Below are 19,744 nucleotides of genomic sequence, written 5' to 3'. Positions count from 1 at the left end.
TCACCCGGCCCGCTCGGGCCGCTCAATCCTAAGGACGCATCATGCAAGACAAAGACCCCATCACCCTGGACCAGCCTATCCAGCGCGGACAGACCCAAATCGCCGCCATCCGCATCAGCAAGCCCAGCGCCGGCCAGCTGCGCGGCACCAAGCTGGTGGACCTGCTGCAAATGGACGTCGGCGCGCTGATCACCCTGCTGCCGCGCATCACCCTGCCGCCGCTGACCGAGCAGGAAGTGCAAGCCATGGACCCGGCCGACCTGACCGAATGCGGCATCGCGGTGGCCAGTTTTTTGGGGAAGAAGGAGCGGCAGCCGAGCGAAGCGGACACGGCCTCCCCGGCCGCGTAGAAGACGCCATCGCCGACGTCGCGGTCATCTTCCATTGGCCGCCGTCGGCGTTTGATCACATGAGCCTGGCCGAACTGGCCGATTGGCGCGAACACGCCCGCCTGCGCAGCGGCAACGAGGACACATGAGCGATACCCGGATGAAGCTGGAAGTGCTGCTGGCGGGCGTGGACAAACTGAGCCGCCCGCTGCGCGACGCCATGGCCGGCAGCAAGGAGCTGGCCCAGGCGGTCAAGCACTCCCGCGAACAGCTGAAGGCGCTGGAGCGCACCCAGTCCAATATCAGCGGCTACAAAAAGCAGGCCGCCGCGCTGCAGGATACCCGCGCCAAGCTGGACCAGGCGCAGCAGCGCGTGCGCACGATGCGCGACCAGATGCGCGCCGGTGAGGAACAAACCGCCAAATTCCGCAAAGCCTTCACCAAGGTCAACGAAAGCGTGCACAGCCTCACCACCCAGGTACAGCGCCAAACCCGCGACCTAGCCCCGCTGCGCGCCAAGCTGAGCGAGGCCGGCGTCAAGGTCGCGCAGCTGGGCAACGCGGAAACCGCGCTCAAGGGCAAGATCGACGGCACCAGCGAAGCGCTGAAGCGGCAGCGCGAACAACTGGAAAAAGTCAGCCGCCACCAGCAGCGCCTGAACGACATTCGCGGCCGCTACGGCCGGGCCAAGGAAGTGCGCGACAAGGTGGCCGGCGTTGGCGTGGCCTCCATGGCCGGCGGCGTGGCCACCGGCGCGGCGGTGCTGAAGCCGGTAGCGGCCTATGCGGAAGCGGAAGATTCGGCAACCCAGTTGAAGGGCGCCATGATGCGCGCCGGCGGCGTCGTGCCCCCCGAATACGAGCAAGTCAACCGGCTGGCCGAAAAGCTGGGCGACCGTCTGCCAGGCACAACGGCGGACTTTCAGGACATGATGACGATGCTGCAGCGCCAGGGCATGAGCGCCAAGTCCGTGTTGGGCGGCTTGGGCGAGGCCACCGCCTACCTGGGCGTGCAACTGAAGATGGCGCCGACGGAAGCCGCGGAATTCACCGCCAAGCTGCAAGACGCCACCCGCACCAGCGAAAAAGACATGATGGGGCTGGTGGACATGATCCAGCGCGGTTTCTACGCCGGCGTCGACTCCGGCAACATGCTGGAAGCCTACAAGGGTTTGGGCGCGGCCATGGACATGATCAAGGTCAAGGGCCTGGAGGGCGCCAAGGCCTTCGCGCCCTTCGTCGTGATGATGGACCAAGCCGGCATGCGTGGAGAGTCCGCCGGCAACGCCATCCGCAAAGTCATCGCGGCGGGGCTGAACGTCGACAAGATCAAAAAAGTGGAGAAGTCACTGCTCAAGAAGAAAAAGATAAGCCTGGGGCTGGACTTCACCAATGGCAAGGGCGAGTTCGGCGGCCTGGACAATCTGATGAAGCAGCTGGGCAAGCTGCAGAAGCTGGACACCGTCAACCGCCTGGCGGTGCTGAAAGACATTTTTGGCGACGACAAGGAAACCAATGAAGTTCTTTCCAAGATCATCGAGAAGGGCCAAGGCGGCTACGACGATGTGGTAAAGAACTTGGCGGAACAGGCCAGCCTGCAGGAGCGCGTCAACCAACAGCTCGGCACCCTCAAGAACCTGTGGGACGCCGCCAGCGGCACCTTCACCAACGCCATGGTGAAGTTTGGCGAATCCATCTCGCCGGAGTTGAAAGCCGCCGCGGAATGGATCGCCGACTTATCCGAAAAAACCGGCGCCTGGGCGCGGGAAAACCCGCAACTGGCGGCCACCCTGATGAAAATCGCCGCCGTCGTCGCCGTGGCGCTCACCGCGCTGGGCGGGCTGCTGATCGCCGCGGCGGCCATCGCCGGCCCCTTCATGCTGGCGCGCTTCGGCCTGTCCATGTTCATGGCCACCCTCAGCAGCGGCCTGGGCGTCCTCGGCCGGGTAGGCCCGGCGCTGATGACGGTGCTGAAAGTCGTCGGTTTCGTCGGCCGCATGATGATGTTCACTCCGATTGGCCTCGCCATCACCGCCATCGCCGCCGCCGCCACGCTGATCTACCTCTACTGGGAGCCGATCAAGGCCTTCTTCGCCGACATCTGGGCGGAAATCGTTATGGCGTTCAGCGGCGGCGTCGCCGGCATTGCCGCGCTGATCCTCAACTGGTCACCGCTGGGGCTGTTCTATCGCGCCTTCGCCGCGGTGATGGGCTGGTTCGGCGTGGAGCTGCCAAACCGCTTTACCGGCTTCGGCAGCATGATCATGCAAGGCCTGGTCAGCGGCATCAAAAGCGGGCTGGGCTGGGTCAAAGACGCCATCCTCGGCGTCGGCGACATGCTGCCGGAGTGGCTGCGCAACAAGCTGGACATCCACTCGCCGTCCCGCGTGTTCGCCGGCATCGGCGGCTACACCATGGCCGGACTTGAACAGGGCATCACCCAGGGTCAAGACGGCCCGCTGGCCGCGCTGCGCAGCGCCACCGGCAAACTGACCGCGCTCGGCGCTGGCGTCATGCTCGGAGCCGGCCCGGCGCTGGCCGGCCAGCTGGACACCCGCCCGCCGCTGGCGCGGCCGGCCGCGGTGGCCACCGCTCCGGTGATGATCAACGCCCCGATCACCATCCACGCCGCGCCCGGCATGGACGAACGCGCGCTGGCGCGGCTAGTGCGCCAAGAACTGGAAAAAGCCCAGCGCGACGCCCAGGCCAGACAGCGCAGCAAATTTGGAGACATCGACTAATGCTAGGCCTGCCGATGATGGCGCTCGGGCTGTTCGTGTTCACCCGCAGCACCCTGCCCTATCAAGAAATGAAACAGCAATACGGCTGGCGCTGGCCGGGCAATCCCCGCGTCGGCGCCGCGCCCGGCCGCCAATACACCGGCCCGGAGGAAGAGCCCATCACCCTGTCCGGCAAGCTGCTGCCGGAACTGACCGGCGGCGACACTTCGCTGGCCCTGCTCAAGCTGATGGCCGATCAGGCGCTGGCCTGGCCGCTGATCGAGGGCACCGGCATGATTTACGGCTTCTACGTCATCGAAAAGCTGGACCTGACCCGCCGCGAATTCTTCAGCGACGGCAAGGCGCGCGAGATCGACTTCACCCTGACCCTGCAGCGCGTCGACGGCAGCATGCTGGACCTGCTCGGCAACCTCAGCCGCGCGGTGATGGAGTTGGCGTTTTGAGCCTGGACAGCCTGATGGCCGCCGGCCAGGGCATCGCCCAGCAAGGCCTGGACAACCTCGCCGACTTCGCCGGCCTCAACGGCGCGCCGACGCCGGCCTGGCGGCTCAGCCTCAACGGCAAGCCGCTGGACAGCGCGCTGCGCCACCGGCTGGTGGCGCTGACGCTGACCGACAACCGCGGCTTAGAGGCCGACCAGCTCGACATCGTGCTGGACGACAGCGACGGCATGCTGGAGCTGCCCGGCCGCGGCGCCGTCATCGCCGTGGCGCTGGGCTGGCGGCATAGCGGCCTGATCGACAAGGGCAGCTACACCGTCGACGAAGTCGAGCACAGCGGCACGCCGGACATTCTGACCCTGCGCGCTCGCTCCAGCGACTTGCGCGAAGGCATCGCCGCGAAGCGCGAAAAGAGCTGGAGCAAAACCACGCTCGGCGCCATCGTCCACGCCATCGCCGCCGCCAACCAGCTGCAGCCGGCGATACCGGACTGGCTGGCCAAGCGCCGCGTGGAGCAGCTGGATCAGCGCAATGAAAGCGACGCCCAGCTGCTGCACCGGCTGGCGCGCGAACACGACGCCGTGGCCACGGTGAAAAACGGCCGCTTGGTGTTCTGCAAGGCCGGCGACGCCGAAACCGTCAGCGGTAAGCCCTTCCCGGTCTGCACCCTCACCCGCGCCAACGGCGACAGCCACCGCTTCAACATCGCCGACCGCAACGCCTACACCGCCGTCAAAGCGCAATGGCAGGATCTGAACCGCGCCAAGCGCGGCGAAGTCGTCGTCGACAAAAACACCCGCTTCGAACGCCGCGCCACCGTCACCAAGCTGGGCCGCACAAGCAAGCGCAAAAAGCTCACCGCCATCCAGCAAAAAGGCGTGGAGCCGCGCGCCGGCAACGTCAAGGTGCTGCGCCACATCTACGCCAGCGAAGCCACCGCGCTGCAGGGCGCGAAAGCGGCGTGGGAGAAGCTGCAGCGCGGCGCCGCCGAGTTCAGCATCAACCTGGCCTACGGCCGACCGGAACTGTTCGCCGAACTGCCGGCCAGGGTGCAGGGCTTCAAGCCGGCCATCGACGCCACCGACTGGGTGATCAACAAAATCACCCACACCCTGAACGACGGCGGCTATACCTGCCAGCTGGAGCTGGAAATGAAGCTGGAGGCGATGGAAGACCCCGCGCCCTCCGGATCAACACCGCGCTAGGCGACGTTGCCGCCACTCACACAGCGTCCATTCATATCGGGTTTTCCGATCAAAACCATCTTCTCTCCATCTATAAAACCAATATAATCGCCTCACCTGTGATACACATTCCACCGCGGAAACCCGAGTAGGCTTATTAGACGGGCACGCGGTGAATAGGAGAAAACATGCAAGTACAAGCACCCAAATCCTGGCAAGAACGCGTCTTCTACGCAGTCGTTTATGAAGTGTGCGCCATCATCCTGCTGATGCTGCTGGGGACCTGGCTGCTCAACCAAGACACCACCAAAATGGGCGTATTGGCCGTCATGCTGACCACCATGGCCATGCTGTGGAACATGGTGTTCAACGCGCTGTTCGAGAGACTGGAACGGAGACAAGGCTGGACGCGCACCCCCGCGCTGCGCGTATTGCACGCATTGCTGTTTGAAGGCGGCTTGGTGATCCTGCTGGTGCCGCCGACCGCCTGGTGGATGGGTCTCAGCTACTGGCACGCCTTTCTGCTGGACATCGGCTTCTTCTTGTTTTTCCTGCCCTACACCTTTGTCTTCGGCTGGGTGTACGACAAGCTCCGCGCCCGCCTGCGGAGCCGCCAACACGGCTTCTAAACAGCCAGCCGTACCGCAGTGTTGGAAGAAACGCCCGGCGCCGTGCCGGGCGTTTTTTATTTAACGCTTCCCAGCCTCTGCCTGCCGGCAACGTCAAAGTGCTGTAGCGCGGCGCCGCCGAGTTCAGCATCAATCTGGCCTACGGCCGGTCGGAGCGGCTCGCCAAACTCCCCGCCAAGGTGCAGGGCTTCAAGCCCGTCATCGACGCCACCGGCTGGGTGCTAAAGAAGGTGATGCATCAGCTGAGCGACGGTGGCTGCACCGCAGCGCTGGAGCGGGAAGCACGGCGAGAGAATGCGGCGGGGTAAGAGCGGGTCGCAATTCTTTTTCATTGGTATACTATTCAAAATACGGCATTGCCGTATAATGCGCGCATGCACACCGTGATCGAAACCCATGTCTTCAAGCGCTGCGCGGACGAAATCTGGCCAGCGGACGAGCGTTTGGCCTTCATCGAATGGTTGGCCAACAATGCGCTGGCCGGCGATGTCATCCCTGGATCGGGCGGGCTGCGCAAGGTGCGCTGGAGCCGGCCGGGCATGGGTAAGCGCGGTGGTGCACGGGTGATTTACTACAACCTGCTGGAGGGTGGCCGCATCTATCTGCTGATTGCGTACACCAAGGCCAAGTTCGATAACTTGCCCCCAGCTTTCCTCAACCAGTTGCGTGAAGAGGTGGAAAATGGATAAGGAAATGGAGCAATTCCAGGCCGACTTGCTGCAGTCGGTCAAGGAAATGAAGGCCGGCGAAGCGGCGCGCGTAACGAAAGTGGCCGTGTCCTCGGTCGCAGCTACCCGCGCCAAGGTTGGACTGTCGCAAGCAGCATTCGCCGATCTGCTGGGCGTCAGCGCGCGCACGTTACAGGATTGGGAGCAGAATAGACGCCAACCGACTGGCGCCGCCAAAACACTGCTGAAGGTAGCGGACCAGCACCCTGAAGTGCTGCGGGAGCTTAACCCCGCGTAATGCGGCTACCCTGTTGAACTGCAAAGCACCCCGCCTGGGGTAATGCCAGTCAGTTAAGACTTGCAGATGCAAATCCAGTAAAAGGGGACATGTTCATCATGTTCCCTTTTTTGCTGCATGAGCCTGCTACAACGCGCCTTAGATGACACGCTACCACACGCCCCTTCTCGGCTGGAGACATTGGCCGCATTGATTGACCCTGCCTGGATCGAGCAAGCACTCGCCGTTACCGGCAAAGCTTCCATTCGGCGCCGCAAACTTCCTGCCGAGCATGCCGTCTGGTTGGTCATTGGCTTGGCCCTCTTTCACAACTTGCCGCTATGGCAGGTCGTGCAGCAATTGGCTCTGAGCCTCGATCAACACGCCTTGCTCGCCCTCAGTGCCAGCGTGCAGGCTCGTCAGCGGCTTGGCGATGAACCGATGGCGCAACTGTTCCGGATGCTTACGCAAGCCTGGTGCCGAGCCCCCGCCAATGACGCCCTGCGCGTACTGGCCGTTGCTGGCTAAGAGCTGCCCTAGATATGCTGGACTCGTTCGTGCTCATAACTCACCAGAATATCCATCAGCACAGAAGCCAAACCTGGGGTTAAAATTGTAAGTTGCTTCGAGGTGTAGGCTTCACTTATAGCATAGAATATTGCTCTACTATCACCTGCCAAGTCCCTCAAATCATTTACAGTAAACAGTCGAATGTCGTAGCGCCCACCCATCAACAACCAGAAGCTAGCTAGCAACGCACTATCGCGACTTCCATTCATCGCTTCGATTCGTTCCAAAATCTCACTTTCAGTCATCGAGCGCCTCTCATTCCAAGTATTACCGTTGTCTGCAACCGAATTTTGAGAAGTTCCACATCTTCTAACAAAAAGCCGGCCAATAGCTCTACTTTTGTTTACTTCTTTGCATCTGTTTGTGTCTGCCAGTGGCAACATTCAGGGCTAATCATTGAAACGACTTAACGGAACAACAGGTTTGCGACATTAGACAAGGTGACTTCGTCACTGATGTCCTGTTGTAGTCGTCTGGAGAAGTTCAGCACGAAATCAGCCGCAGCAGTAGCACTGGCCGCTCCCGCATCATGGCAGGGGCCAGGGGTGACGAACAAGGCTTTTGGGTCGGCTACAATGGCTTTGAGTAGCGCCGCCAGCGCTAGTACGTCGGCATTTGTTTTGTGCATAAAATTTTTCCAAATAATTTATTTCAGTCTTGTGCGTTGTAGAGAGGGGCGAGCAGACGGATACACCGGGCTTGCAAACCATTCACGCCGATAGCCTTTATGTAGCTGACACGTTGCCCTGGAGGTAAATTCTCCGGAATATCCATCATTACTTGCGACACCTCCAGATACAGATTATCTCCAGTAAAGTCTGGCTGGATGATGCCGACACCTTTGGCCGGATCAAAAAATTTGATAATACCTGTTGCCATAATGGCAATCTCCTTATTCATTAGTATCAATACATTCTAGAAGATGTGTGGGATATACCTGACCTTGATGCTTTTTTATTTAATGGAGATATATATGCCCAAGCCGTGCCTTCCGTTGCAAAATCGATTACTTACAGCTTTGCCTCCCGAAGTACAACAACGTCTTCTACCACATTTGGAGTACGTTTCGTTAGCCTTGGGGGAGATGCTAAGTGATGCTAGCCGCCCCATGTCCCGTGTTTACTTCCCTGCTGATTCAATCGTGTCGATTTTGTATGTAATGGAGAATGGCGCGTCTGCAGAAATCGCCGTGATCGGCAATGAAGGGCTGGTGGGCGTGTCAGCTTTCATGGGTGGGGCGCCCTCCACCGGTCAAGCCATTGTTCAAAGCGCTGGTCATGCTTACGCTTTACCCGCTACACATTTTTTGCACGAGTTCAGTCGCCATGGCGAGATGTTGCTGTTGATGCTGCGCTACACCCAAGCGTTAATGGCTCAAATGGTACAGACCGCCGCATGCAACCGGCATCACTCCATCGACCAACAACTCTGCCGCTGGCTGCTGCTATCCTTAGATTGTTTATCAGGCAACCAACTGTGTATGACTCAGGAACTGATTGCTAATATGTTAGGAGTGAGGCGTGCTGGGGTCACCCATGCCGCAGGCAAACTGCAAAAACTGAAAATAATCGAATATCGGCGCGGTCATATTACCGTACTAGATAGAGTAAAACTGGAGCAACTTAGTTGCGAGTGTTATGCGGTAGTGAGAGCTGAAATGGACCGCTTGTTGCCAGCACCGGGTAAAAGCTAATCCAGAATGCTTGCCGTTCCACTTGGGGATCTGGAACGGCAAGGTTTTTGCTTTTTCAAAAATTGCAAATTCTTGTTACAAGTCTGAACTCAGATCAACAAAGCCTGGTGGCTATTATTTGACTTTGCGAAAAATTGAGTTCGAGCTCGATGCTTTTTTAGGTGGGGTTGGAGTGATGGGCTCCTTCGGAGAGGTTCCTGGGGTGCCCGGTTTGGCCGAGGTATCTGCTGGCTGTGACGGCTTGACGACATCAGCGGGATTGCTGTGATCACCGGTAGTTTGTTGAGCGGGCTTATTCATAAAGATTACCTTAAGATTGGTATGCGCCTCACTTGCAAGGTTGCAGGTGTCGGTAAGCCTATAATGTCCGCTTGTTTCTTCCGTGTCTGTGCGGTAGCGCACATAATCTATATGTTCTTAATTGCATTGGGATACCCGGTTCATTTTGTTTGCTATCTTTACTAGCAACTCTCTTGTTTTTCCTCTTGGTGTCAAAGCAATTGCCGAAGCTAATCTCACTGTTATAGAAAATTAACGCTGCTGGGCTTCCCAGCCATTCTCGCGACTGAAGTGGTATGTTCCACATGGAGAGTGGATTGCAGCAAAACAGTACATGGGAGGCACCTTTGCGTCTAAAGCCTTATCAATAGATTCGAACCTGGCGCACGCCTCATGTTTGGAGCGATGAATCTGGCTATTTCTGGATGTGATATCGCCAGCAAATAAGTGTTTGTTGCTGTAGTAAAAGACAAGTACAAAATGGTTTGATTTGATCATTATTATTTCCTTAATTTCGCTCCAAAAAACATTATAGAATTTTTTAGACACGATTTTGATAATTAGGTTCAGCTTTTTTCCAATTAATTTTAATATTTAATTACCAAGAACATTAAAGTTCATTACAAAAATAAGACGGCAAGTGTTGATACTGGCCCCTCGACCCTAGCTAGACCTCCCACGTAAAAAAATTACATTTAATGTACGGTAGCAGACAGACAATCATTGAGGCCTCGCTGAGGATGGAAATCCAATAAGCAAGGAGCTCAAGTCATGATCAAGACAGATAGCCAGTTACAAGCCGATGTAATAGCCGAGCTAATGTGGGACCCAGCGATCAATTCCACCCATATTGGGGTACAGGTAAATGATGGGGTTGTTACACTTTGTGGACATGTTGCCAACTATGCACAGAAATGGTCAGCAGAACGCGCGGCGTTGCGTGTGAGTGGTGTAACAGCCATTGCGGAGGGAATAACGGTGGAACTCCCTGGCCAAGAAAATCCTAATGATTCAGATATCTCACGTACTGCAGCCCGTGTTCTTCAAATGATGGGATATCTCAAGGAGAACTCTATCAAAGTCTTGGTAGAGCATGGCTGGGTCACCCTTTCCGGCGAAGTTGAGTGGGACTACCAGAGAAAGGATGCCTGCAAGCTAGTGTGCCACCTTTCGGGGGTCACCGGGATTAGCAGCGACATTGGCATTCGCCCTAAAGTAATCAGCCGGGCGGTCAAAGAAGAGGTGGAAGCAGCGCTGAAGCGTCGGGCTATCCGTGATATTGCAAGCATCACCGTCAGTATTGACGGTTCCGATGTCATTCTGGGGGGCACTGTACACAGTTGGTCGGAACGTGCACTGGCCCAACATGCTGCCGCGGGGATGCCTGGTGTCCGTAATGTCATTGACAAAATCAAAGTCACTATCTGACGCCCCAAATCAATCTACAGGAGAAAATACCATGCTCAAACGTATCGGTATGATATTGCTACTCGGTGGCTCGCTGATCAGCTGCACGACGACATCGCCTAATTATCAAGCAAGTGACATGACGAGGAATCTGGCCATTGATGCCAATGTAGATCAAACACTAAGCGAGCTTTATCAGCAGGCAAAAGGATCTCGCGAACTGATGGGCCGCGCCAAAGGGGTTCTGGTTTTTCCCTCAGTGCTAACCGCCGGCTTAGTCGTTGGAGCCGCTTATGGAGAGGGCCAATTACGTATTGGAAACCAGTATGCAGGTTATTACAAGACAATGACGGGCTCTGTCGGCTTCCAGGCAGGGGCACAGTCTAAGGCCATTATATTTTTGTTCATGACACAGGAGTCATTGGATCATTTCCGCAAAGGGAATGGCTGGACCGCCGGGGTTGATGCCAATGTGGTTCTGTTGAAAATTGGCGCGGATGGATCGGTTGATACTGAAACAGCCAAAGCTCCAGTCATTGGTTTTGTGCTGACCAATGGTGGCCTAATGTTCAATGTCTCTTTACAAGGCACCAAGGTATCCAAGCTTAAACCGTGATTTAGTCCGGCCCAGTCTCATTTCCATATGGCTGTTAGCGTACAGACCGCTGTGCACACAAGCCATATAGTAATGATGCTGAATGTTGATTCTACGTAATTTTACGTGGAGCAACCTAATCAGAGGTGAACAAAATGACCAATATCCAAGAAAAGCATGAAACCGCAAAAACTGGCGAAACTGACAAAAACAAAACCAGTACCGGCCAAGCATTCGAAAATAAGGCAAAACCTACCAACGACCCCCAAAAAGACCATAACAAGGAATCCGATAAAAAAAAAGATGGTGGAACATTTGGGAATAAACAAGATGGGGTTCTGACCCATAAGGCCAAACCGTAACTGCGGGTTAGTTCTGAAACCCTGTCAATTAGAAGACTAGGCCTTTAATTGGCTTGATGGATGCCCATTAATTCTACATGTGAATTGATGGGCACCGTTCTTTTCACTTTCAATGTATGGCACAAGCAAAGTAGCCCTACTAGCTGGCACCGGCGGTAGCGTCGGACAGATTGCCATCGGCGGCGAGTTGATCACGCAGCGGGAGTTAAGCGCGCAGACGAACAATAGAGTTTTCCAGTTTAATTTTTCCATTCTTCATTCCGGGATAGCGCCTGCCCTACCATATCAATCCTGAGAACCCGATACATTCCACATGTGTATGGCAGCGAACAGACCAGATGTAGCTGATGAACTATGGTGCGATTGTGTGGCCGTCGCCATGCGTCGACATCGAGTCGACTGAATTTTTAGGAGCACATCATGGACATCAACAAAGATCAAATCAAAGGACGTGTAGAAGAAGCGAAGGGCAAAGTGAAGGAAGTCGTCGGCAAAGCCGTGGGTAACAAGGACCTAGAAGCGAAAGGCAATATCCAGAAAAACGTTGGGGCTGTTCAGGCATCAGTAGGCGATATGAAAGATGATCTCGCGAAGAAACTGAAAACGCCTTAATTACAACACAGAACCGGCGTGTGAATTCACTCGACGCCCGTTCGGTTGAAACAAATCAAATGGAGAAATCATGGACATCAAACTCACCGGCGCCTTGCTTTTGTTGGGTGCCTTGCTCGCTCCAGTAGGCGTATACGCCGAAGACTTAACGAGCGAAACACCTGGGCAGCACCTGGATGACTCCGTCATCACCACCAAGGTCAAGGCCGTATTCGCCAAAGACAAGGGGGTCAAAGGACTTGGTATCAATGTCCGCACCGACCATGGCGTTGTCGATCTAAATGGCACCGTAAACACCCAAAATCAATCTGATCGCGCCACGAAGCTGGCGGCACAGGTCAAGTCGGTTATCGCTGTTAACAACAAACTGACCGTTCTGCCTCGCTAGTGATGAATCGTGGTTATTAGCACTAGCATGGTGGAAAATCTGTGTGCATCAATGTTGACGGTCGAAGTTTCGCTTCTTACTTAGGAGAGAAAACATGGACTTACTCATTATTGCGATTTTGCTCTTGCTGCTGTTTGGCAGCGGCTTGTATTGGGGTCTGGGCATGGGCTGGGGAATGGGCCCTATCGGACTGATTGTTGTAGCTCTGATCGTTTCTTTTGCACTGCTTGGTTGTCGCGGGCGAAGGGGCAGCTGAAATGGAGCGCGCTCCGACCCATGGGACATGGATTGCCCATAGAAGCCGGGCAGTTCAGCGAGGCTCACAAGGTATCTGGGAACGTAGGGGCGATTCAAGATTCATGCGTCGACTCAAGCAAAAAGCCCCGCTAATGCGGGGCTATTGTTTTAGAGGATCGCGCAGCGGTCCAGCGTGGGGCTGCCAATGATTCGGGTGCTGCCTTGGCAGGACACGGTCACGGTTTGCCCTTTCTTGAGCACTTTGGCCTTGGGGGCTTCCTCGTCACTCAGCTTGGCCATGACACGGTTGAAATCGTCCTTGGCACGCAGCCAGACTATCGTGTTGTCGAAAGCGTCTTTGTCGATGGAGGCAATGCGGCCTTCCACCTCCAACAGCTTGCCTTTGTATTCATCATCCGCCGCGGCCTCGTTATCGTCATAGGCTTGAAATAGCTTCTTGGCGCTAACCTTGATGGCCGCCTCTTGGACCGGCGCAGCGGCAGGTGACTCCTGCTGCGCCGTCTGTTGGGCGCCGCTGGCATCATGGCTGGCCGTGACCGGCGCCTTGCCCTTGTTCTCTCCAAAGATAATGCCGATAGCGATCAAAGCCACTAGGGCAATCCCAATCCATTTCAGGGCTTTTTTCATAGCGTGCATCCTAAGCGATATTTGTCATTATCAAATCAAACTTGCCAAACCTTTATCATATCACGTGGGCATAATGCAAATCACAAGCACAACGCCCGGCACATGGCCGGGCGTTGTCTTGAAGCAAACAAACCTGAATTACTTGCTGGCGGAAGCCTCAGCAGCCTTGCCCGCCGGGCTAGCCTTATCGGCTGTGGCTTTGGCGTCTGACTTGCTGCTCTGCCCGGCCTGGAAGGCGGACAATGTGGTTTGAACAATACTGAGATTGGAAGACTGCGTAGCGAAGTAAGCGCCGACAGCAATCCCCAGAATGGAAACGATGGTGGTGAGGGACGTGACCCACATCGTCGACTTCAGGCCCGCGGCGCGGTTAGCGGACGCTTCCGCGCTGGCGGCCAAATCGGTTAGCCGCTTATCCCGTTCATTGAGCTGATTGGTCAGCCCCTCGAAAGTAGCTTTTAGCGTCTTTTCGCGTTCCTGTGCCACCCCCTCAAACCGTTTCTCCTGATCGACGACTTTCGCCTCCAAACGCTCGGACATTGCTTGCAGGCTGGCCGTCAAGGCACGATCACGCCCTTCCATGCTGGCCAGCATGGTGTTGATCTTGCCTTCCACCGACGCCACCCGGGCATCCATGCGCGCTTCCATGGCTTCCAGCCGGGCGTCGAAGACTTCTTGAGATTGGCTCATATCATTATCTTGGGGGCGAGCATCCTCAAGGTCAAGCCTAGACTGGAGTGCCCCCGTCACCACTACTACCTCAGATCGCTGTCTAGCCTTTTCTTTCTCCAATTCGTCATAAACTTGCTGAGCGCTAGCGACAAGGCGCTCAATCACGTCTTCTTTCATGCTTCGCCTCCATCACTGGCTAACCCTAGCGCCTTAGTTTTCTCAACAGACTTCGTGTTGTTTTCTGTCAGGATCAAACCGATCTCAACCAGTTTTTCCGACGTAGCGTCACCAAGCTTGAAATTGTATTTTCCAGGGTTCTGGAGCATTTCGACCACGATATCAACCGCTTCTTGCTTCGCTTGCATCTGCTCCCATGAAAGCGACTCCCATGCACGAAGCAACTCTTTGAGTTTCATTTTTCTTACCCGCTAACACGTAATCTCAGAAAGCATAATGTAAATCACTCGACATGCCAAAGTCGTATCAACCCATTTAAATAAAACGCCCGGCACATGGCCGGGCGTTGTGTTTGGTCTCGGGTCCGCGCTACTCGGACAGGTTTTGATGGATCTGCTGCATCACCCCGAGGGCCAGGCGCTGGCCACGCGGGTCCAGTTGCTGGAACTGATTCAAGAGGACGTGAGCTTCCGGCGTGAGCTTCGAATCATCGCGCTTGCCGGTGATGATGTAGGTGACATCGAAGCCGGCAGCATAGAGCTTTGCTAGCACTTCAGCGTTAGGGAAGCTGGTCCCTTTTTCATAGCCGAGGTAAGTCGCATAGCTAACATCGGCGGCCTTGTGCGCTTCCATCTGGATCAAGCCAAGACGGCCTCTTTCCTCTTTTAGACGTTCCCCGATGCTCACATTACACCCCGTTCGCCTGTGGCGAATATGAATCACACCTCTAGTTTTCTCGAGTATGTGGTTTGCAATATCAAATTTTCTAGAGTACGATTCACATCAACTCTACTTTTCCATAGATAGTAACTCACATGCAAAACGCCGAACAGACAGCACGCCCGCGCCGCGCTTACGGTCCGCGCGGCACCTCCAAGGTCAAGCCGGTGCAGATGCGCTTGCTGCAAGCCGAACGCAGCGAGTTCGATCAGGCCATCGCCGACACCGGTTACTCCGAAAGCAAGCTGGCCCGCGATATCTATCTGCTGGGCCTGGCCGCCTGGAAAGCCAGCCGCGCCGACAATGCTTGAACTGTAGCCAAGCCGCCGCGGCCTGGAAACCACAAGACCTCTAGATTTTTGGTGATACCCGATGGACAACTTCAGAAATTGCTACCAACAGATGTGCAAGGGCATGCCCGGCGGATGGCCGGCGATGGCCGCCGCGCTGGGGATCACCAAGGACGCGCTGGAAAACCGCGTCTACGAGCGCAAAGGTCAGGCGGTGAGCCTGCATGAGGCGATGCAGATGCAGGCCTTTCACGGCTCCACGCTGTTTGCCGAGGCGGTGGCGATGGACAGCGGCGGCGTGTTTGTGCGCATGCCGGACGCCGAGCGGGTGGACAACGAGGAAATCCAGACCCTGTACATGGAGCTGGTGGAAGACGTGGCGCGGCTGGCGCGCGAGTGGCGCGAGGCCACCCGCGACGGCGAGGTGGACAGCCGCGAGCGCCGCCGCCTGGAGCGCATCCAGCACGATATCTGCGCCAAGACGGTGCAGATGAACGAGCTGACCTTTCAGTTGTTTTGCCGGAGCTGAGGCATGGCGTACCCGTGCAAATACTGCGGCTTTGTCTCCTACGCGCGCACCAGCCGGATGCTGACGGAAACGGTGAGGGAAACCTACTACCAGTGCGGCGATTACGAGAACTGCGGCAAGCCGTTCAAAACCTATAGCGAGTCCTGCGCCATCGAGCATAAGCGCACGCGCCTGGGCTTGAGAACGCCGATTGACGATAGGCAGCTGGAGCTGCCCGGCCTCGCCTGACGAGCTGATTTAACCCCGTTCCCCCTTGCAAAAAATCGCACCCGCGCGGCGCGAGGGGGCTTTTTACGCCCAAAAACTGGAGAACCCCATGAAAAAGCTGCGTTACGTCCGCTTCCAAAACGGCACCGGCTGCTACACCGCGCCGCTGCGCCAGCCGGCCGGCAACGGCCAGGCCATCGCCGCCGGCCTGGTGCTGGCGCTGTTGGTGGTGCTCCAGTTCACCCTGCCCGTCTGAGGAAACCGTCATGTCCTACGCAAACTTTCAGGCCGCCCGTCAGCAGCTGGCCGCCCAGGTAGACGAACGCCGCGCGGTACGGCACTTGCAATCGGTCCGAGCGCTTCAGTCCAAAGTGCTGACGCTGGCGCAGCTGGAAGCCATCGCCGATATGCAGGACGGGCTGAAAGTGATGGCCGGGGTGCGCGAGCAGATCGTCCGCCTGTCCGCCTTGCACCGCCTGCCGCTTGCCGGCCTGGGCATGGCGGAGATGGGGCAGCTTTGGTATCAGCTGGAAACCCTGTTGGCGGAAAGCGAACACGCCGCGGCGCGGCTGGCCGCCGGTGCGGTAGACGTGGAAGCGCCGGCAGCTCAGCGGCACAGCCAGGACGCAGCCGCATGACACCCAAGATGCCGGAGTTGAGCCACCTGCCGGACAGCTGGGCGCTGGCCAAGATTGGCCACTTTCCGCGCCACTTGCAGCGGGCGGTGCGCCGCAACTGGCTGCGTCGGCGCAACCGCAACCTCACCTGCCGCAAGGGCGTGCTGGACGATGGCCGCGAGGCGGAGGCGAACAACTACCTGCGCGAGCTGGTGGGCCGTTTCCCGGCCAAGGCGCTGGAGCTGGGCGCCAGCGAAAGCCAACTGGTGGAATACGCCAAGGCCAAGGCCAGCCAGGCGGAGGCGCTGCACCGCGACGGCGCGAGCATGGAGGATCTGGAGCGCTTCTGCAGCGAGCACGGCATTGCGCTGCCCAACGCGGACACCGACGGCGGCATCAAGCTGCGCCTGGCTTGCAGCCTGTGGTGGCGCCGGAACCTGCGCCGTGTAAACGCGCGCAAGGCGGAGGCGCTGTCCATCGCCTTGGGCCTGGTCCATAAGCGCCACGCGCTGTACGCCAGTCATGATGCGGTCACTCGCCGGCGCGAGCAAAAGCGCCGCAACCGTGCGTTGCTGGAGGCGCTGACCGCCATCAATGAGTTGGGCGAGGCGTTCAACCTGGCCGACGTGGCCGACGCCGACATGAGCAATCCGCGCATCCGCCGCGCCGAGCTGATGTGCCGCATCGCCGGTTTCGAGCATATCGCCATCGGCCTGGAGCTGGCCGGCGAGTTCATCACCCTTACCGCCCCTAGCCGTTTCCACCCCCGCGTGGCGGCCAGCGGTCAACGCAATCCGCATTACGACGGCGTCAGCACGCCCACCGATACCCGGGATTACCTGGGCGGGGTGTGGTCACGCATTGGCGCCAGCCTTGCGCGCGCCGACATCAAGATTTTCGGCTTCCGGGTGGCGGAGCCGCACCACGACGGCACGCCCCACTACCACGGCTTGTTCTTTATGGCGCCTGAGCATGTGCGCGAGTTTCGCCGCATCGTGGCGCGCCATGCGGTGCGCGAGGACCGCCACGAGCTGGGTCTGCGCTACGCGCTGACGAAGGCCGACGCCATGGCCATGGCGCGGAAGCGCAAGGCCGCCGGCGCCAAGGAGCCGCTGGCCGCGCTGGCGGAGGCCATCGGCTGGGAAAAAGCGTTCTGGGCCGGCAAGGCCACGCGCTGGGTGTGGAAGGGTATCAAGGCCCGCGTCGACTTCAAGCGCATCGACTGGAGTCGCGGCACCGCCGCCGGCTACATCGCTAAATACATTGCCAAGAACGTGGACGGCACCCGCCAAGACGGGTTTTCCATCGGTCAAGACTATGAAGCCGTCGGCGGCCGGCCGGATGGCGACGACGGCCTGACGCTGGCAGAGGATTACGCAACCGATGCCACCGTCACCGCCCAGCGCGTGGACGCCTGGGCCAGCACTTGGGGCATTCGTCAGTTTCAGCAAGTGGGCGGCCCGCCGGTGGGCGTGTGGCGCGAGCTGCGTCGCATTGACTACGCGGACGCCGAGGATGTGCTGATGCGCGCCGCCGCCGCGGCGGACGCCGGCAACTGGGGGCGTTTCGTGGAGGTGATGGGCGGCCATGAGGCCAGCCGCAAGAACATGCCGCTGCGGCTGGCCAAGGATAGCGCGCCGGCCACCAACCGCTACGGCGAGCCGGGGCAGAAGCGCCTGTTTGGTGTTGTTGAAGTGGACGGCGGGCAGCTGGCGGTGACTCGGATGCACACATGGGAAATCAGGCGCGGGGTTGGGGTTTCAGGGCGCGAAAGCGCCCCTTGGACTCGTGTCAATAACTCTACGGAAACGAAATCCACCCCGATTCCGGCCCAGCCGGGCGACGCCCAGCGCATCGCGGCCGAGGCGGCGGAGATGGACATCTACATGAGCACACGGCCGGAAGACGACGCTTTTCTGCCGGTGGCCGAAAACCGCGCCCGCCAGCGACGAAGCCGCGCCGCTCAGCGGCAGTTCCAGCAGCAGATCAGCAACTTAATGAAGTTCGCGGACGGCTGGGTGCAGCAAGCCCAGCAGCAGGCGGAACAGAAACGCGCCGACACCGTGCTGCGCCTGACCAGTCAGCGCCTGACCAAGCGCTTCAAGCGCATGGCGCCGGCGGCCGGCCTGGAACACGTCAACGAAATCCGCATGGCCGCCCTGCTCCAAAGCCAGGACGCACCACGGCCAGGCGCCCGCTGGCGCGCCGAGGGCGGCAGCAGCAAGCCCATCGCCAGACAGCTGAACAACGCAATCGACCGCGCGCGGAAGTTCACCGCTCGGGTCCAGTGAGGAGGAAGGGAACATGCAACAGCAAGTGTATGGGCCGGACAGGCACGCAATGGCGAGCTTGATTGCCGAGCAAGCCAAGGACGTGGAATCGCGTCGCAACGTGTTTGCGTGTGTTGTGTGCCTCCAGCTTATTGGCGGTGGTGGATACAAAAAAACGTTGCAGCTGTTTCGGCAAGCGGAAGCGGACTGTTCGGAGAAGTGGGGACGGTTTAAACAACTTATCGAAAGGAATGAAAAATGATCTCTCTGAAACTAGATTCGGCCGCCGTGATGTCGCTTTTCCCTGAGGGAAGCGAAGCACGATTGGAGCTGCAAAACGCTGTCATCAAAAATGTTGCCGCCAAAGTAGGTAAGGCAAATGCGGTCGACAAAGAATTGGTAGAGGTGGCGGAGAGAGCGGCACGCGATGCCGGCAAAGAAGCCATGAAAGAGTATTTGGTTCGAGATGGTGGTTGGTGGGCTGATGAGCTGAATAAGACGACCCTGGCTGCCGGAGTGAGTGAACGAGTCTCTAAGTTGATCAAGCTGCGGATCGAGAGTGAGTTTCAGAGCGCCACCAATGCCAACTACGACGAGCTTTACTCCAAAACGGTAGAAACTCTGCGGGGTAAGCTGGAATTTTTTGTGAATAGCCAGGTGGAAAAGCTGACAAATAAGCTCATTCAAAGCGCTGTGGAAGAACGCTTTAACGCAGCCTTGCGGGCAGTTGAATCGCCATCCGGCAAAGATGGGGAGAGGTAGAAATGAACGTGCAAACCAATCTCTACACCCGCCTGGTGCAAGCGGCCACCGGTAAATTCAAGGCTGAACTGGATGCTGTAAATGGGCAGCTCCACAACATCGACCGCGCAGAACGCATTGCGCGGCGCCTGCGTGACATCGAGCTGGACGCCACCGCCGAGGCCGGCCCGGGTGCTGTCCCGTTCATCGTGTTGCGCTGGCCGATTGAGCTGTTGCAGCTGCAAGGCAACGTCATCGCCCTGGTGCGCAACACCCTGGAGCGCCAGCTCGTGCAGAACGGCCGCGACAACCAAGGCCGCGACTGCTTCCAGATCCTGGACGACGAGCGTGCAAGCCTCGCTTTGGTGGTGGAGCCCATCTGATATCCCGGCCGCAACCGCGGCCATAGGCGAGCGGCCGCCCAATCAACTAGGGTGCGCCGTTCTCTGATAAGCCGGCAAGG

General features: G+C 58.0%; 33 protein-coding genes. 26 read left to right on the top strand and 7 right to left on the bottom strand.

Features of this window, described 5'->3' with window-relative positions; genetic code table 11:
- Window positions 1-41 precede the first annotated feature (41 nt).
- The 9 genes from ACODRW_RS01455 (at window position 42) to ACODRW_RS01415 (ending at window position 6,795) form a co-directional block, all read left to right on the top strand.
- Window positions 42-350 (top strand): phage tail assembly protein, encoded by a 309-nt coding sequence (locus tag ACODRW_RS01455; protein ID WP_118268215.1) that lies wholly within the window; start codon window positions 42-44, stop codon window positions 348-350.
- The gene (locus tag ACODRW_RS01450; protein WP_488905020.1) at window positions 269-478 is read left to right on the top strand and encodes a GpE family phage tail protein; all 210 of its coding nucleotides are present in this window, start codon (window positions 269-271) and stop codon (window positions 476-478) included. Before ACODRW_RS01455 ends, ACODRW_RS01450 begins: the two co-directional genes overlap by 82 nt.
- Window positions 475-3,069, top strand: coding sequence for a phage tail tape measure protein (locus tag ACODRW_RS01445; RefSeq protein ID WP_488905019.1), 2,595 nt, complete (start codon window positions 475-477; stop codon window positions 3,067-3,069). Before ACODRW_RS01450 ends, ACODRW_RS01445 begins: the two co-directional genes overlap by 4 nt.
- A complete protein-coding gene (locus ACODRW_RS01440; RefSeq protein WP_488905018.1) occupies window positions 3,069-3,512 on the top strand; it encodes a phage tail protein in 444 nt (147 codons plus the stop codon). The genes ACODRW_RS01445 and ACODRW_RS01440 overlap by 1 nt, the downstream gene beginning before the upstream one ends.
- Window positions 3,509-4,714 (top strand): phage late control D family protein, encoded by a 1,206-nt coding sequence (locus tag ACODRW_RS01435; protein WP_488905017.1) that lies wholly within the window; start codon window positions 3,509-3,511, stop codon window positions 4,712-4,714. Before ACODRW_RS01440 ends, ACODRW_RS01435 begins: the two co-directional genes overlap by 4 nt.
- 167 nt (window positions 4,715-4,881) lie before the next feature.
- Window positions 4,882-5,322: a multidrug/biocide efflux PACE transporter gene (locus ACODRW_RS01430; protein WP_488905016.1), complete on the top strand. Its 441-nt coding sequence runs from the start codon at window positions 4,882-4,884 to the stop codon at window positions 5,320-5,322.
- A 374-nt stretch (window positions 5,323-5,696) separates the two neighbouring features.
- The gene (locus ACODRW_RS01425; RefSeq protein ID WP_488905015.1) at window positions 5,697-6,011 is read left to right on the top strand and encodes a type II toxin-antitoxin system RelE/ParE family toxin; all 315 of its coding nucleotides are present in this window, start codon (window positions 5,697-5,699) and stop codon (window positions 6,009-6,011) included.
- A complete protein-coding gene (locus tag ACODRW_RS01420; RefSeq protein ID WP_405256025.1) occupies window positions 6,004-6,288 on the top strand; it encodes a helix-turn-helix domain-containing protein in 285 nt (94 codons plus the stop codon). Before ACODRW_RS01425 ends, ACODRW_RS01420 begins: the two co-directional genes overlap by 8 nt.
- A gap of 117 nt (window positions 6,289-6,405) precedes the next feature.
- Window positions 6,406-6,795: a transposase domain-containing protein gene (locus ACODRW_RS01415; RefSeq protein WP_488905014.1), complete on the top strand. Its 390-nt coding sequence runs from the start codon at window positions 6,406-6,408 to the stop codon at window positions 6,793-6,795.
- Between the two features lie 8 nt (window positions 6,796-6,803).
- On the opposite strand, the gene ACODRW_RS01410 is transcribed toward ACODRW_RS01415, so the two are convergent.
- The 3 genes from ACODRW_RS01410 to ACODRW_RS01400 are packed head-to-tail and all read right to left on the bottom strand — an operon-like array spanning window position 6,804 to window position 7,737.
- On the bottom strand, window positions 6,804-7,220 hold the full coding sequence (locus tag ACODRW_RS01410; protein ID WP_488905013.1) for a hypothetical protein: 417 nt from the start codon (window positions 7,218-7,220) through the stop codon (window positions 6,804-6,806).
- A gap of 23 nt (window positions 7,221-7,243) precedes the next feature.
- Entirely contained in the window at window positions 7,244-7,465 is a 222-nt protein-coding gene (locus ACODRW_RS01405; protein WP_019101111.1) for a hypothetical protein, read from the bottom strand.
- A gap of 23 nt (window positions 7,466-7,488) precedes the next feature.
- Entirely contained in the window at window positions 7,489-7,737 is a 249-nt protein-coding gene (locus ACODRW_RS01400; RefSeq protein ID WP_488905012.1) for a cold-shock protein, read from the bottom strand.
- 73 nt (window positions 7,738-7,810) lie between these two features.
- Here ACODRW_RS01400 and ACODRW_RS01395 point away from each other — a divergent pair, with 73 nt between their 5' ends.
- The 8 genes from ACODRW_RS01395 (at window position 7,811) to ACODRW_RS01360 (ending at window position 12,429) form a co-directional block, all read left to right on the top strand.
- On the top strand, window positions 7,811-8,530 hold the full coding sequence (locus ACODRW_RS01395; protein WP_488905011.1) for a Crp/Fnr family transcriptional regulator: 720 nt from the start codon (window positions 7,811-7,813) through the stop codon (window positions 8,528-8,530).
- 22 nt (window positions 8,531-8,552) lie between these two features.
- Entirely contained in the window at window positions 8,553-8,798 is a 246-nt protein-coding gene (locus ACODRW_RS01390) for a hypothetical protein (protein ID WP_488905010.1), read from the top strand.
- Between the two features lie 782 nt (window positions 8,799-9,580).
- A complete protein-coding gene (locus ACODRW_RS01385; RefSeq protein ID WP_488905009.1) occupies window positions 9,581-10,237 on the top strand; it encodes a BON domain-containing protein in 657 nt (218 codons plus the stop codon).
- 31 nt (window positions 10,238-10,268) lie between these two features.
- A complete protein-coding gene (locus ACODRW_RS01380) occupies window positions 10,269-10,832 on the top strand; it encodes a BPSL1445 family SYLF domain-containing lipoprotein (RefSeq protein WP_488905008.1) in 564 nt (187 codons plus the stop codon).
- Between the two features lie 134 nt (window positions 10,833-10,966).
- The gene (locus tag ACODRW_RS01375; protein WP_488905007.1) at window positions 10,967-11,173 is read left to right on the top strand and encodes a hypothetical protein; all 207 of its coding nucleotides are present in this window, start codon (window positions 10,967-10,969) and stop codon (window positions 11,171-11,173) included.
- Window positions 11,174-11,593: 420 nt separating this feature from the next.
- Window positions 11,594-11,785, top strand: coding sequence for a CsbD family protein (locus tag ACODRW_RS01370; RefSeq protein WP_488905006.1), 192 nt, complete (start codon window positions 11,594-11,596; stop codon window positions 11,783-11,785).
- A 70-nt stretch (window positions 11,786-11,855) separates the two neighbouring features.
- Window positions 11,856-12,173 (top strand): BON domain-containing protein, encoded by a 318-nt coding sequence (locus tag ACODRW_RS01365; protein WP_488905005.1) that lies wholly within the window; start codon window positions 11,856-11,858, stop codon window positions 12,171-12,173.
- A 94-nt stretch (window positions 12,174-12,267) separates the two neighbouring features.
- Window positions 12,268-12,429, top strand: a complete 162-nt coding sequence (locus ACODRW_RS01360) for a DUF3309 family protein (protein WP_488905004.1) — start codon at window positions 12,268-12,270, stop codon at window positions 12,427-12,429.
- A 149-nt stretch (window positions 12,430-12,578) separates the two neighbouring features.
- On the opposite strand, the gene ACODRW_RS01355 is transcribed toward ACODRW_RS01360, so the two are convergent.
- The 4 genes from ACODRW_RS01355 to ACODRW_RS01340 form a co-directional block, all read right to left on the bottom strand.
- Complete coding sequence (locus ACODRW_RS01355) at window positions 12,579-13,058, bottom strand: OB-fold protein (RefSeq protein ID WP_488905003.1); 480 nt, start codon at window positions 13,056-13,058, stop codon at window positions 12,579-12,581.
- Between the two features lie 138 nt (window positions 13,059-13,196).
- A complete protein-coding gene (locus ACODRW_RS01350) occupies window positions 13,197-13,907 on the bottom strand; it encodes a hypothetical protein (RefSeq protein ID WP_488905002.1) in 711 nt (236 codons plus the stop codon).
- Window positions 13,904-14,146, bottom strand: a complete 243-nt coding sequence (locus tag ACODRW_RS01345) for a hypothetical protein (protein ID WP_488905001.1) — start codon at window positions 14,144-14,146, stop codon at window positions 13,904-13,906. The genes ACODRW_RS01350 and ACODRW_RS01345 overlap by 4 nt, the downstream gene beginning before the upstream one ends.
- Window positions 14,147-14,276: 130 nt before the next feature.
- Entirely contained in the window at window positions 14,277-14,594 is a 318-nt protein-coding gene (locus ACODRW_RS01340; protein WP_488905000.1) for a helix-turn-helix domain-containing protein, read from the bottom strand.
- A gap of 128 nt (window positions 14,595-14,722) precedes the next feature.
- Between ACODRW_RS01340 and ACODRW_RS01335 the strand changes: the two genes are divergently transcribed.
- The 9 genes from ACODRW_RS01335 (at window position 14,723) to ACODRW_RS01295 (ending at window position 19,664) form a co-directional block, all read left to right on the top strand.
- The gene (locus ACODRW_RS01335) at window positions 14,723-14,938 is read left to right on the top strand and encodes a hypothetical protein (RefSeq protein WP_488904999.1); all 216 of its coding nucleotides are present in this window, start codon (window positions 14,723-14,725) and stop codon (window positions 14,936-14,938) included.
- Between the two features lie 61 nt (window positions 14,939-14,999).
- Window positions 15,000-15,446, top strand: a complete 447-nt coding sequence (locus ACODRW_RS01330) for a YmfL family putative regulatory protein (RefSeq protein ID WP_488904998.1) — start codon at window positions 15,000-15,002, stop codon at window positions 15,444-15,446.
- 3 nt (window positions 15,447-15,449) lie between these two features.
- Window positions 15,450-15,674, top strand: coding sequence for an ogr/Delta-like zinc finger family protein (locus tag ACODRW_RS01325; protein WP_114155420.1), 225 nt, complete (start codon window positions 15,450-15,452; stop codon window positions 15,672-15,674).
- Window positions 15,675-15,762: 88 nt separating this feature from the next.
- A complete protein-coding gene (locus ACODRW_RS01320) occupies window positions 15,763-15,909 on the top strand; it encodes a hypothetical protein (RefSeq protein WP_191185858.1) in 147 nt (48 codons plus the stop codon).
- A 10-nt stretch (window positions 15,910-15,919) separates the two neighbouring features.
- Window positions 15,920-16,291 (top strand): hypothetical protein, encoded by a 372-nt coding sequence (locus ACODRW_RS01315; RefSeq protein WP_488904997.1) that lies wholly within the window; start codon window positions 15,920-15,922, stop codon window positions 16,289-16,291.
- Entirely contained in the window at window positions 16,288-18,561 is a 2,274-nt protein-coding gene (locus ACODRW_RS01310) for a replication endonuclease (RefSeq protein ID WP_488904996.1), read from the top strand. Before ACODRW_RS01315 ends, ACODRW_RS01310 begins: the two co-directional genes overlap by 4 nt.
- 13 nt (window positions 18,562-18,574) lie before the next feature.
- Window positions 18,575-18,802, top strand: coding sequence for a hypothetical protein (locus tag ACODRW_RS01305; protein WP_488904995.1), 228 nt, complete (start codon window positions 18,575-18,577; stop codon window positions 18,800-18,802).
- Window positions 18,799-19,302 carry a hypothetical protein gene (locus ACODRW_RS01300; protein WP_488904994.1) on the top strand — a complete coding sequence of 168 codons (504 nt, stop codon included), beginning with the start codon at window positions 18,799-18,801 and terminating at the stop codon, window positions 19,300-19,302. The genes ACODRW_RS01305 and ACODRW_RS01300 overlap by 4 nt, the downstream gene beginning before the upstream one ends.
- Window positions 19,303-19,304: 2 nt before the next feature.
- Entirely contained in the window at window positions 19,305-19,664 is a 360-nt protein-coding gene (locus tag ACODRW_RS01295) for a hypothetical protein (RefSeq protein WP_488904993.1), read from the top strand.
- Window positions 19,665-19,744 lie beyond the last annotated feature (80 nt).

Source organism: Chromobacterium sp. FG89, assembly GCF_057808735.1.
This window is presented reverse-complemented; position numbering and strand designations above follow the sequence as displayed.